General features: G+C 48.1%; 10 protein-coding genes. 4 read left to right on the forward strand and 6 right to left on the reverse strand.

Annotated features, from left to right (window positions below; genetic code table 11):
• The first annotated feature begins 31 nt into the window (after positions 1–31).
• Positions 32–1,270 (forward strand): adenosine deaminase family protein, encoded by a 1,239-nt coding sequence (locus ABNS04_RS05055; protein WP_272977548.1) that lies wholly within the window; start codon positions 32–34, stop codon positions 1,268–1,270.
• Here the strand turns inward: ABNS04_RS05055 and ABNS04_RS05060 are convergent.
• The 6 genes from ABNS04_RS05060 to ABNS04_RS05085 all read right to left on the reverse strand — a co-directional run bounded on the left by ABNS04_RS05060 (position 1,216) and on the right by ABNS04_RS05085 (position 8,650).
• Positions 1,216–3,681, reverse strand: a complete 2,466-nt coding sequence (locus ABNS04_RS05060) for a GGDEF domain-containing phosphodiesterase (RefSeq protein ID WP_272977547.1) — start codon at positions 3,679–3,681, stop codon at positions 1,216–1,218. The two genes, ABNS04_RS05055 and ABNS04_RS05060, sit on opposite strands and share 55 nt — an antisense overlap.
• Before the next feature lie 99 nt (positions 3,682–3,780).
• On the reverse strand, positions 3,781–4,806 hold the full coding sequence (locus tag ABNS04_RS05065) for a DUF2955 domain-containing protein (protein WP_272977546.1): 1,026 nt from the start codon (positions 4,804–4,806) through the stop codon (positions 3,781–3,783).
• A 13-nt stretch (positions 4,807–4,819) separates the two neighbouring features.
• On the reverse strand, positions 4,820–5,881 hold the full coding sequence (locus tag ABNS04_RS05070) for an HlyD family secretion protein (RefSeq protein WP_272977545.1): 1,062 nt from the start codon (positions 5,879–5,881) through the stop codon (positions 4,820–4,822).
• The gene (locus ABNS04_RS05075) at positions 5,878–6,372 is read right to left on the reverse strand and encodes a MarR family transcriptional regulator (RefSeq protein ID WP_272977544.1); all 495 of its coding nucleotides are present in this window, start codon (positions 6,370–6,372) and stop codon (positions 5,878–5,880) included. Before ABNS04_RS05075 ends, ABNS04_RS05070 begins: the two co-directional genes overlap by 4 nt.
• A 151-nt stretch (positions 6,373–6,523) precedes the next feature.
• On the reverse strand, positions 6,524–7,138 hold the full coding sequence (gene ssb / locus ABNS04_RS05080) for a single-stranded DNA-binding protein (protein WP_006956836.1): 615 nt from the start codon (positions 7,136–7,138) through the stop codon (positions 6,524–6,526).
• A 45-nt stretch (positions 7,139–7,183) separates the two neighbouring features.
• Positions 7,184–8,650: an MFS transporter gene (locus ABNS04_RS05085; protein WP_272977543.1), complete on the reverse strand. Its 1,467-nt coding sequence runs from the start codon at positions 8,648–8,650 to the stop codon at positions 7,184–7,186.
• A 31-nt stretch (positions 8,651–8,681) separates the two neighbouring features.
• Here ABNS04_RS05085 and uvrA point away from each other — a divergent pair, with 31 nt between their 5' ends.
• From uvrA to ABNS04_RS05100, 3 genes are all read left to right on the forward strand, one after another.
• Positions 8,682–11,510: an excinuclease ABC subunit UvrA gene (gene uvrA / locus ABNS04_RS05090; RefSeq protein ID WP_272977542.1), complete on the forward strand. Its 2,829-nt coding sequence runs from the start codon at positions 8,682–8,684 to the stop codon at positions 11,508–11,510.
• A gap of 9 nt (positions 11,511–11,519) precedes the next feature.
• Positions 11,520–11,927 (forward strand): thioesterase family protein, encoded by a 408-nt coding sequence (locus ABNS04_RS05095; protein WP_006956839.1) that lies wholly within the window; start codon positions 11,520–11,522, stop codon positions 11,925–11,927.
• Positions 11,917–12,834: glutaminase (locus ABNS04_RS05100; RefSeq protein ID WP_348671213.1), on the forward strand; the 918-nt coding region annotated here is incomplete at its 3' end. The genes ABNS04_RS05095 and ABNS04_RS05100, both read left to right, overlap by 11 nt.

The following is a 12,834-nucleotide window of genomic DNA, read 5'->3' on the forward strand; positions in this document are numbered from 1 at the left end:
GCCAAGCAAATGTTACCGAGGAGTTTTCGATATGCAATACCCTGCCGATTTTATCAAGGCCATTCCTAAAGCTGATCTTCACTTGCACTTAGATGGTAGCTTACGTGCATCAAGCCTCATTGATATGGCTAAACGCGCCAGTATCGAACTCCCCAGTTATACAGAAGAAGGGTTATTTGATCAGGTTTTTAAGTCTCACTACAACAATTTAGGTGAGTACTTAAACGGCTTTCAATATACCTGTGCTGCGCTCCGCAACCTCGAAAATCTCGAACAAGCCGCCTACGAGCTTGCTATCGATAACCAGGAAGAAGGCGTCAACTATATCGAGGTTCGCTTTGCGCCTCAGTTGTTAATGAATCCAGCTGCAGGTGTGACTTTTGATACCATCATGCATGTGGTCAACGATGGTTTAAAGCGAGCTAAAAACGAATACAACCAACAGCCGAGTGTGCAACACGGTGAAAAACCGCCCTTTGATTATGGCATCATCAACTGTGCGATGCGCATGTTCGGTAAAAAAGGTTTCTCACCCTACTATACTCAGCTCTTCCAACATCTACGCGACTTTGAACCGATGCAAGTGATTCGCACGGCGGCGATGGAGTTGGTGCGCGCCAGCGTCAGAATGCGTGATGATGAAGGTTTACCTATCGTCGGTTTAGATATCGCAGGACAAGAAATCGGCTATCCGGCAAGCCAGTTTAAAGATGTGTACGAATACGCCCATGAAAACTTCTTGCTAAAAACCGTACACGCGGGTGAAGCCTATGGCGCAGAGAGTATTTTCGAGGCCCTTACCCAGTGCCACGCGGACCGTCTAGGCCATGGGTACTCGTTGTTCTCGCCTGAAATGACCGAGGATCCGTCGATTGAAGATCCTAAAGCGTATGGCGAAAACTTAGCTTCATATATTGCCGATCGCCGTATTGCTGTTGAGGTTTGCCTTACCAGTAATCTTCAAACCAACCCAAGCATCGGTGGTATCGAGAACCACAACTTTAAGCATATGCTCGACAACCGTCTAGCCACGGTTATTTGTACCGATAACCGATTGGTATCGCGCACGACCGTCAGCAACGAATATCAATTAGCTGTCGATAATTTTGATATCTCGCTAAAACGTCTAAAAGACATGGTCGCCTACGGTTTTAAAAAGAACTTCTTCCCAGGCGACTATGTGGCTAAACGAGAATATGCCAAGACTAACCTCGCTTACTTTGACAAAGTGGTCGAGCAGTTTGGCTTAAAAGACGCCAGCCACTCTTGAGCAGGGGTGGGATAACCATATAAGTAACCTTGCATGACGATCGTGGGGCAACGTTCAATTAAGAATTGCGCCTCACGCTCGGTCTCGACCCCTTCCGCGACTAATCGCAGACCCAAGTGTTCACCAATCGACAAAATAGTTTCTACGAGGGCATCGTGGGTGCTCTTCTCGCCGATTCCACGCACAAAGCTCTGATCGATTTTGAGCTCACTGACAGGCAACTTCTGAATATACGCGAGTGATGAATAACCGGTACCAAAATCGTCAATCGAGAAGCGCACGCCCAGACGACTCAACTGGTGCATCACCTCAATCACTTTTTCAGTATCCTCAATGAGGACACCTTCAGTCACTTCAATCATCAACTGACTGGGGTTAAACTGGTAGGTTTCTATTAACTCACGGACTCTTTTCGCCAAGTCACCGCGAATAAAATGGCGTGCCGAGATATTTACCGATAGCGCATCAAAATGGTGCTCTGCAATCTCTTCTGACGCTAAAATCTGTGCCGCACGGTTTAACACCCAATGGTCAATCGCAAGAATTAAGTCTGAACGCTCGGCTATCGGAATAAAAACACCCGGACTGATCATACCTTGCTCAGGATGATGCCATCTAATCAGTCCCTCTGCACTCACCACCGTACCCGCCGCGTTAACTTGAGACTGCAAATAAAGCTCGAGTTGATCCTGTTGGATGGCTTGGCGAAGCATCCGCTCTACCTCAAATTGGTGCTTAATTTCGTCACCATACTGCTGACGGTATACCGCAAAGTGGTTGCCTCCATAGCGTTTTGCTTTATGCAACGCTGTTTCAGCACGACGCAACAGCTGCTCGGCATTTCCCTCTTTCTGCGGATAAATGACGGCACCTATGCTCGCAGACATGGTCAACACATCATCGTCCAACTGCAAGGGCGCACGTGTCACCTCGAGGAGTGCATCACACGTCTCGTACAGCTGCTCTTTTAACTGATTACGATCGACTTTTTGCGCTGGGAAAAGTATCGCAAATAAATCAGCCCCCAAATGAGCCAGCTGCACATTGCGATTGTCTGACCACTGTTTTAATCGCTCGGCAAAGCATTGTACGAGTCGATTGCCAAATTCATGTCCGCGGGCGTCATTAATCTGCTGCAACCGATCGATATCAACCAGTAGCAAGTAGCCCATTTCAGCCGGCTCCAACGCAGCAAGTGCTTGGTCGATGATCTGAGTCATATGCAGGCGGTTCGGTAACCCCGTCAACGTCTCATAGTACGCCATAAAGTGCAGCCGCTGCTCATCCGCCTTACGCTCAGTAATATCATCTTCAACCGCGATGTAGTGAGTACACTCACCCTGCTCGTTGTAGACAGGAGTAATGATCGAGTACACCGTGTACACTTGGCCATCTTTACGCCGATTCAATAACTCACCGCGCCAGGTTTTACCTTGATTGAGTACTTGCCAAAGATCACGATAAACCGATTGTGCGGTTAAACCTGATTTGAGAATACGTGGATTATTCCCGATTAACTCCGAACGCTGATAGCCAGTAATCCACTCGAATGCCTTGTTCACATATTCGATTTCACCCTCGGCATTGGTGATGATAATACACTCATTGCTTTGGTCTACGGCGGTTTCTAGGTTTTTAAGTTTCGACCAATGCGCATGACGCTCGGCAGCGATCGCTTCAACCTGACGCGCCAGCGCCGCGATATCATCCTTGCCGCGTACGTCAATAGCAACACGCTTTTGCTCATCCCGCATCGCTTGCACACCGGTTTGCATGTAGCCAAGCCGTTTACTAATACGGTAATTCAGATATCGGTGCAGAAGTGCAACCAACAACAGCACGATAATGAGCTGAATTGTCAACGTGGTAATACGTGACTGAGCCACACTCCAAAAGGTATGCTTTTGCTCGAACGCGATCATGAGTGAGAAAGGTCGAAATTCAGGAAAGTCCGAAGATACCGTCAGCGGCACGTAAACAATCAAGCGACCTTGGTCCTCAACGTGATGTAGCGTGATATCGCTGTTTGCATTGAGTTCATGCCAAGTTTGCGGCGCGATATTCAATGCTTGATATAAGGGTTTATCAAGCCAATGATGATCAGCGGCATACTCGATACGCCCCTCTCTGTTATAGATAAAGGCGGCTAGAACATTGGGTTGGTCTTGTAGCTGGGAAAGAATTTCATGGAGTAGATCGGTGCGCTCATAACGGACCACGCGATCGAACGTTGCCTGCATCATGCGCGCAGTCGTTAAAACCTCTTGTTCGACCACGTGTCTGTTTTCAGTCGTCTGTTCCGTAATCGTGAAGGTTGCTAAACTGACAAACATCGCAACGCCAACAAAGCCCACCAATAGCGAGATTTGGGTGCTTAGTCGTTGAAAAAACTTAATTGACATCGATGTCATGAGAGGCGCTCCATCGCTGAAAACAGATATTAAATATCATTAACGCGAATTATGCGGCTTCACTAAATTTAATCAACACTCAGCGGTCTTTTTTCTTCATTAACTGCCAAAACGCGTTGCGACAAACTGATTCAAAGCCTTATGCACGATATAACACACCATCATTGCCGCAATAATCGCAACCAAGGTACTACTAAGCCGGTAGAGACCTGAATACACAAGATCTTGCGTAGGCGATAAGTACTGCCCAAAAAGAATACCTAACGTTGTGAGCGCACCAAAGCCGACACCAGCGCCGGAAGCCTCAAGCACATGAAGCCGAGCAAACAACATCACACCAATCCAAAATAAGGGCACAATAAGCCACAATGCGTCGTACCAATCATAAAGTAATAGCTGTACTGAAAGCCCAAACATGACGCCAATCAGCGTGCCCATCGCGCGTTTACGCGCGTAAGTCAGCGCACCATTCCAATGCATGGGGAACAACACCAAAATAGTGGTTGCTTGCGCGGATATTGAGTCTTGCAAATCAAACAGCTGAAAGACTAAAAATGACAAGGTTGTCACCGTGGCACCTAAAATCGCCTCATGACGGACGCGGTTCGATGATTTTTCAGGCGCTACGGGAGGCGCACTGGGCTCTGCTTTGTTGGGAATCAATGTATGCATCATAAAAGCAATAGCGATAGCCAACAATGACGCGAAAAAATTACTCGCAATGAGGTTATTGACGTCGGTAGTTGGATAGCTCGCATAGTGCAACATGATGCTTAGCATCAACACACCATTGGCGCCAAATAAAAACGCAGTGCCGCGTGCCATGAAAGCAAAGCGATACAGAAACAACAAAAATGCGACCATCGTCATGAGTATCGGATGGCCACCTAACAGCTGTGCCACAAGACCAACTTCAATCCCACACATCACCGAGGCGCCGATAAGTTGACGCGCCACATGTCCGTTAATGACCGGCACTAAACCCAGCAAGAGCATGGGCAGTACGGTAAAGAACACACCATAGGATAAATCAAACAGCGTGGTGACTAAGAAGCCAATGGACGCCCCGAAGGCAATGCGCAAGCATTGCCGTAGACCATTTTCAGTTAATCCGAGCGGTTTCATCGCTGCTCCCATGCTAGTAAATGTAATGTAACCAACCCAGTAGACGTACTTGGGCTTGTGCAACGGCGGCTTTAAAGCGGCTATCGGGCACAATTTGTACCGTTGCCTTAGCGCCCGCTGGACGGGGGTTATCAATACCTTTGGCAAGGCTCAGGTGCACACGCATACGTTGGGCATCTCGCACCCAGCGGTTCGAGTTAATCGGTTGTGCGAGTGTGCCATCCGCGCTCAACTGACCTGCGTTAACACCGGCATCAACGCTATCAATCGTCGCCTCATAAACGGTACCTGGCTCGGCATCAAAGACAATCAATGCGCGCTGACCTTTTTTTACATGGCGCAAATTCTTTTCCCTAAAATCAGCTACAATATCCGCGTGAGGCGATACCAACGCCAGTAATGGGTTACCTTGTCGGGCATATACACCTTCGCTGAGTTTTAAGTTACTTACACGACCCGCGTGTTGCGCTCGTACAGTGGTATAGCTCAAGTTCAGCTCGGCATTATCGACCGCATTTTTAGCCTGTTGAATAAGCAGGTTGTAGGCATTGTCTGAGTCACCGCGCTGAACTTTGAGGCTCTCCAATTGCGATTTAACTGCATCAACATTTGCTTGTGCTTGCAGCGCCGCGCTCTGCGCCTGATCAAACGCTTGCTCAGATGTACTGCCTTCCTTGACTAAGTCTTTGATTCGCTGCGCCTCACGACTTTGCTCATCAGCAGTCGCTTGTGCTGACTTTAGCTTTGCTTGAGCAGCACGAATTTGTGCATCCAGTTGACGGTTCGACTGTTGTGCCTGTTGCAAAGCTAATTCAGCTTGCTGTAACTGCAAACGAAACGGTCGAGGATCTAGCGTAAATAAAGGGTCGCCCGGCTCCACATACTGATTATTGTCAACCAACACTTGCTCTACCGTACCGTTAACCTGCGGCGCGACCTGAGTGACTACGCGAGTCACCATTGCTTGCGGCGTAAGCGGTAACGCTAAATCAGCCCAGAGGAAATAAGCAAACAATGCGATAAAGCCAATAAGCGCTCGCTTAACCCACTTCGCGAATTTTTCATCAGCCGTCATTGTGTGTCACCTCCTTGCTTATCGTCGTGCTTCTTTTGTTCACTGCACATTTGGTGGGCGTTACGCGAAATCACCGCCAATACGTGCTTAACCGTTTCAATGTCTTCGTCAGCAATATCAGCCATCAGCGTACGACGTACTTTTAGGATTTTGGCTTCCATTTTTTTCACCAACGTATGACCTGCGTCGGTTAGATAAACTCGCTTAGCGCGGCCATCGTCTGGACATACGCGCCGTACAACAAGTGACTGTTGCTCTAGCTGTGTCAACGTTCGCATTAATGATGCGAGTTCTATCTCCAACGCCTCTGCCAATTGCTTTTGACTTGCGCCATCACCGATTCGTACCAGCTTCCACATCGCGCTCCAGCGTGGGTAAGTTAAACCTAAGGGTGCCAGTTCACGATCTGCGACAGATTGCCATTGCCGTGCCACCCGTCCTAAACGTTCGGGCACGGACAGTTGTTTGAGTTGCTCTTGTGAGAGTGTCATAACCTGGTCTCATTTAGTTAGCTTGCTAAATATATTAACAAAGTTAGCAAGCTAAGTAAATTAAGGTGATTTCGATGGGTCTAATCGGAAAGATAGATACAAAAAAGCCCTCGACTGAGGGCTTTCGATAAACAGCGAGTGAAGTCGTGACCTAGAACGGAATATCGTCATCAAAATCGTTATCGGGTGAAAACGGTTCTGGTTGTGAAGGCTGCTGATTTTGGTTAGAACGCATCGCATTGCCTTGGTTTGACTGGCCACCTTGAAAACCTTGCTGCTGTCCAAAACCTTGGTTCGGATTGCTCTGCTGATTAGGCGCAGGCTGATTGCCGCCTTGGTTTTGATTCATGCCCTGGTTCATACCTTGATGCATGCCTTGGTTCATGCCCTGATTCATACCTTGGCCTTGACCCATGCCAGAGCCGCCACGAGAATCGAGCATTTGCATTTCGTTAATTACGATTTCTGTCGTGTAGCGATCTTGGCCGTCTTGACCTTGCCATTTACGTGTTTGTAAGCGACCTTCAACGTACACTTTTGAGCCCTTTTTAAGATACTCACCGGCGATTTCTGCTAAGCGACGATAAGCAACACAACGGTGCCACTCAGTTTGTTCACGGGGTTCACCTGTTTGCTTGTCTTTCCACGTTTCGCTGGTTGCGATTGAGAGATTAGCAATAGCGGTACTGTTCTGGGTATACCGAACTTCAGGATCGGCGCCCAAGTTACCGACCAAAATTACCTTATTCACACCGCGACTGGCCATATTTCTCTCCTGTTCTAAAATTTTCTCTTTTAATAGTTTAACACGCTATTGGGCCGATTTGTGACGTTCGATCAATGCTTCGACTGCATGCTCATCATACTGCTTTTTATCAACTTTTAAATAGCTTGTAGCATCATCAGGCGCGTAGCGAACTTCTTCGACGCCTGATATTCCAAGTAGCGCGTCATTAAACTGATCAAGGGTTTGTTGCTCAAGCCCTTTCAAACTAATCACCACGTTTGTTACGGCTTTAGGGTTTTGCATCAAACGGCTCAAAACAAACCATAACGCTAGTATAGCTAAACTCGCTACACCAATCCCTTTAAGCTGATAAGTTTGTAAGAGCCAACCGCCTAGCGCGCCACCGACGAACGCCCCGCTAAACTGGCAGGTCGAATAGATGCCACTGGCGCTCCCTTTACTGCCTGCAGGGGCAATACGTGTAAGCAATGAAGGTAGTGTCGCTTCTAAGAAGTTAAAGCCTGTGAAAAAAACCACCAACGCGATGGCTATCACAATCAGCGAAGCCCCCCACCATGTAATCAGTGTCGCACCCACCATCAACAATAAAATCGACAACCTAAACCAAGTGACATGTTGATTGGTTTTTGCGCCGTGAATAATCATGGGCACCATTAACGCGATCGATAGCACTAAGGTCGGTAAATAAAATAAGGCATGGTATTCCGTTCGTACATCATGCGCTGCTAACAAAGTGGGTAAGCTAATAAACCAAGACGTGAGTACCGCGTGCAGTACGAATACGCCGCCATTGAGTAACCAAAGTTGGCGGTGTCTCACCAAATGTTTAAGTTCCGTGGCAACAGGCAACGCCTCGCGACGGGCTGATTTAGTCAATGCTTTCGGCACTGCGACGAGTAATAGGCCAATCCCCACGAGGGCGCTCGCGGCAGTAAACCAAAATAGGCCTTGTAAGCCAATATGGTCGGCGAGTAACGGACCGATAATCAGCGCTAGCGCAAATGCCAAGCCGATACACATACCGATAATCGCCATGACTTTCGAGCGTTGATTATCGCGTGAAACATCGGCAGCCATCGCTAAAATAGCCGCTGCAATGGCACCAATACCTTGCACGGCGCGACCTACGACGACCCCCACCAAACTATCTGCTTGCGCAGCAATCATACTACCTAGAGCAAACACCAAAAGGCCGCCAACGATGATAGGACGACGCCCTATTCGATCCGATAACATACCCAGCGGAATTTGGAAAAAAGCTTGAGTTAAACCATAAGCTCCTAAAGCGATTCCCATCAACGCGGGTGTGTAATCCGGATACTCGTGGGCATAAATTGCCATGACAGGCATGATCAAAAACAGGCCCAACATGCGTATGCCAAAGACGGAGGCAAGTGCGAACGCTGCGCGCTTTTCTGTTCTATTTAACTGTTGCTGACTCATAATGCTCGCTATTATGAACGACCGAGCGGGCATTGTACCAGATACCCAAGTCTGTGCGATAATACTCGGCTCACTCGGTTGAATCATTGACGCCTATGCGCGGAGAAAAAAGTTTACTATGGACAAAATCGAAGTACGTGGTGCGCGAACACACAACCTAAAGAATTTTAACCTAACCATACCGCGCGATAAGCTCGTAGTCATTACGGGATTATCCGGTTCAGGCAAGTCGTCGCTGGCGTTTGATACGTTATATGCGGAAGGTCAACGACGTTATGTTGAGTCACTCTCCGCCTACGCTCGTCAGTTTTTGTCACTGATGGAAAAGCCTGATGTAGACGGCATTGAAGGTTTATCACCTGCGATCTCCATTGAGCAGAAGTCGACGTCTCATAACCCGCGCTCGACGGTGGGTACCATTACCGAGATATACGATTACTTACGTCTATTATTTGCCCGTGTGGGCGAACCTCGGTGCCCAACACATGATGTCCCGTTGGCGGCGCAAACCATTTCACAAATGGTTGACCAAGTACTTACCGAGCCTGCGGAATCAAAACGCATGTTATTGGCACCCATCGTACAGAACCGTAAGGGCGAACACGTCAAGGTGTTAGAAAACCTTGCTTTACAAGGCTTTATCCGGGCGCGCATCGATGGTGAAATTTGTGATCTAAGCGATCCGCCGACACTCGAGTTACAAAAGAAGCACACCATTGAGGTGGTTGTTGACCGTTTTAAAGTGCGTGAGGGTATCGAACAACGCTTGGCCGAGTCGTTTGAAACCGCTATTGATATGACCGGCGGTACGGCGTTTGTTGCACCAATGCCGGGTGAAGAAGGTGAAACACTGGTGTTCTCGGCTAACTTTGCTTGCCCGCACTGTGGTTACAGTATGCAAGAATTAGAACCACGCTTGTTCTCGTTCAATAACCCAGCCGGTGCTTGCCAAACCTGCGATGGCTTGGGGGTAGAGCAATTTTTTGATCCGAGTAAGGTGGTCGTCAATGGCGACTTATCGCTCACCGGCGGCGCTATCCGCGGTTGGGATAAACGCAATTTTTATTACTACCAGATGCTACAGTCATTGGCTAAGCACTATGACTTTAAGTTGTCGGTACCATTCAATGAATTAAGCGAAGATACTCGTGCAGTGTTGCTCTACGGCAGCGGCAAAGAAGAAATCAAGTTCACTTACATGAATGATCGGGGCGATAAGGTCGTTCGTGCGCACCCGTTTGAAGGTATTATTCCCAACATGCAACGGCGATACCGCGAAACAGAATCGCAAGCGGTGCGCGACGAGTTAGCAAAATATATTGCGGTTCAACCCTGTAAGAGCTGTCACGGTAGCCGTTTGCGCACTGAGGCGCGTCATGTATTTATCGAAAATACAAATCTACCTCAAGTTGCAGAACGTTCGATTGGCGATGCATTAGACTTTTTCCAAAGCCTTGATCTTGATGGTCAGCGTGGAAAAATCGCTGAAAAAATATTGAAAGAGATTAACGATAGGCTCGGTTTTTTAGTCAATGTGGGTTTGAATTACCTGAGCCTATCGCGTAGCGCAGAAACCTTGTCCGGAGGTGAAGCTCAACGAATCCGTTTAGCCAGTCAAATTGGCGCGGGCTTGGTGGGTGTGATGTACGTACTGGATGAACCGAGTATTGGCTTGCATCAACGTGATAACGAACGTCTTCTTAATACACTGATTCATTTGCGTGATCTAGGCAATACCATATTGGTCGTCGAACACGATGAAGACGCAATTCGTCAGGCGGATCATGTAATTGATATCGGTCCCGGTGCCGGTGTGCATGGCGGCGAGATCGTGGCACAGGGAACGGTCGATGATATCGTCAAAACTGAGCGGTCTTTAACAGGTGATTATTTATCGGGTCGCAAATTGATCGATGTGCCAAGTCAACGGCATGAGCCAGATGGCCGTTGGCTAAAAATTATTGGCGCCACGGGTAACAACCTAAAAAATGTCGATTTAAACATTCCTTTAGGTTTAATGACCTGTGTGACGGGCGTGTCGGGGTCAGGTAAGTCGACGTTAGTTAATGATACCTTATTCAAAGTTGCTCACCGCGAGCTTAACGGTGCAACCACCAGTGAGCCAGCTCCACACCAACGTGTTGAAGGTATGGAGCTGTTGGATAAGGTGGTTGATATCGATCAGAGTCCCATCGGGCGTACGCCTCGTTCTAATCCAGCGACCTATACGGGGATCTTCACGCCAATACGGGAACTCTTTGCCGGTGTACCAGAAGCCAGAGCACGCGGTTATAAACCAGGACGCTTTAGCTTTAACGTTAAAGGCGGACGTTGCGAGGCGTGTCAGGGTGACGGGGTCATTAAAGTTGAAATGCACTTCTTGCCGGACGTCTATGTACCCTGTGATATTTGTAAGGGTAAACGCTACAATCGTGAAACGCTGGATATTCAGTATAAAGGCAAGAATATCCATGAAGTATTAGATATGACCATTGAAGAGGCGCGCGCGTTCTTTGATCCGATTCCCGCGATTGCACGCAAACTTCAGACCTTAATGGATGTAGGTTTGTCTTATGTGCGCCTTGGTCAATCGGCAACGACGTTGTCAGGTGGTGAAGCGCAGCGTGTGAAGTTGTCGCGAGAATTGTCGAAGCGAGATACTGGGCGCACGCTTTATATTCTGGATGAGCCCACTACAGGACTTCACTTCCATGATATCAAGCAATTACTGGCGGTGATTCATCGTCTGCGTGACCATGGGAATACCGTGGTCGTTATCGAGCACAACTTAGATGTGATTAAAACCGCTGACTGGATTGTCGACTTAGGTCCTGAGGGGGGCTCGGGCGGTGGTGAGATCCTCACCGAGGGCGCTCCTGAAAAAATTGTTAATGAAACGCGGTCTCACACCGCACGCTTTCTTAAACCCATGCTTAAATCGTCATAGGAAGACAGGATGTTAGAAGAGCAGTTTAAAGTTCGTTTTTATGAAACCGATGCCTTAGGTCATGTAAACAATACCGTTGTGCCTATGTGGATTGAGACCGGTCGGTTACCTATATTTGAGTTCTTTGGTGAAATGTCGCCAAAAACAAAAAGTTTGATCGTTGCTCGTCTTGAAGTTGATTTCGCACGACCCATTTTCTTTGGCTCGAATGTGACTGTGAAGACTTTTGTTCAACGTCTTGGCGGCAGTTCTTTTGATATTGGCACCGAAATCTGGCAAAAGGGCGAGCTCTGCGCGAAGGGCAAAACCGTACTTGTTTATTTCGATTTTGAGCAACAACGTTCAGTCACTTTAAGCGAACAGCTGAGACAGCGCTTAGTTGAACTACAACATCCGGAGCAGCCCATTGACGCGTGATTTAGTAAGCGGTGGCCAGCAAATAAAAGCCCCCGATGATCTCAACCGGTTATTGAAAGAAATTCATCAGCAAGCGATGCAGATCCAGTCGGGCAACGTCGCCGACTACATTCCTGCGCTTGCTGCTGTCGAGCCGGAGCAATGTGCGCTGACTCTGACGACACTGGATGGAGAGGTGTTCAACGTCGGTGACACGGACACGTTGTTTTCGATCCAGTCCATCTCCAAAATATTTGGCTTAATGATGGCGATGGATCGTTTGGGTGACGATTTGTGGCAACGAGTCAAAATGGAGCCTTCAGGACAGGCGTTTAATTCCATTGTGCAGTTAGAATGGGAAAAGGGCATTCCGCGTAACCCCATGATCAACGCAGGAGCGATTTTAATTAGCGATGTGCTAGTTAGCCACTACTCGACCAGTAAAAACGCTGTAATGAGCCTTGTACGAAGCCTGTGTGGTAATGACCGAATATATGCTGATGAATCAGTACATGCATCGGAAAAAGAACATGGTCATAGGAACGCGGCTTCCGCTCACTTAATGAAAAGCTTCGACAACATTGAGTCCGATGTAGATGAAGTCCTTGATCATTATTTCTGGCAATGCGCGATTAGTATGAGCTGTGAAAACCTCGCGCGCTCGTTTACATTCCTCGCAAATGCCGGTGTATGTCCATTCTCTCAGCGCGAAATCATTACTAAGCGAGATGCTCAACGCATCAATGCGCTGCTATCAACGAGCGGTATGTATGACCAAAGTGGTGAGTTTGCTTTTACCGTTGGCGTGCCTGCGAAAAGTGGTGTCGGTGGCGGTATTGTCGCGATAGTGCCTGATTTTGGGGTGATTTCAGCATGGAGCCCAAAACTGAATGAATTTGGCAACAGCGCACGCGGCATGTTCATGGTG

The sequence above is a fragment of the uncultured Idiomarina sp. genome, from assembly GCF_964010655.1.
Classification (GTDB): domain Bacteria; phylum Pseudomonadota; class Gammaproteobacteria; order Enterobacterales; family Alteromonadaceae; genus Idiomarina; species Idiomarina baltica.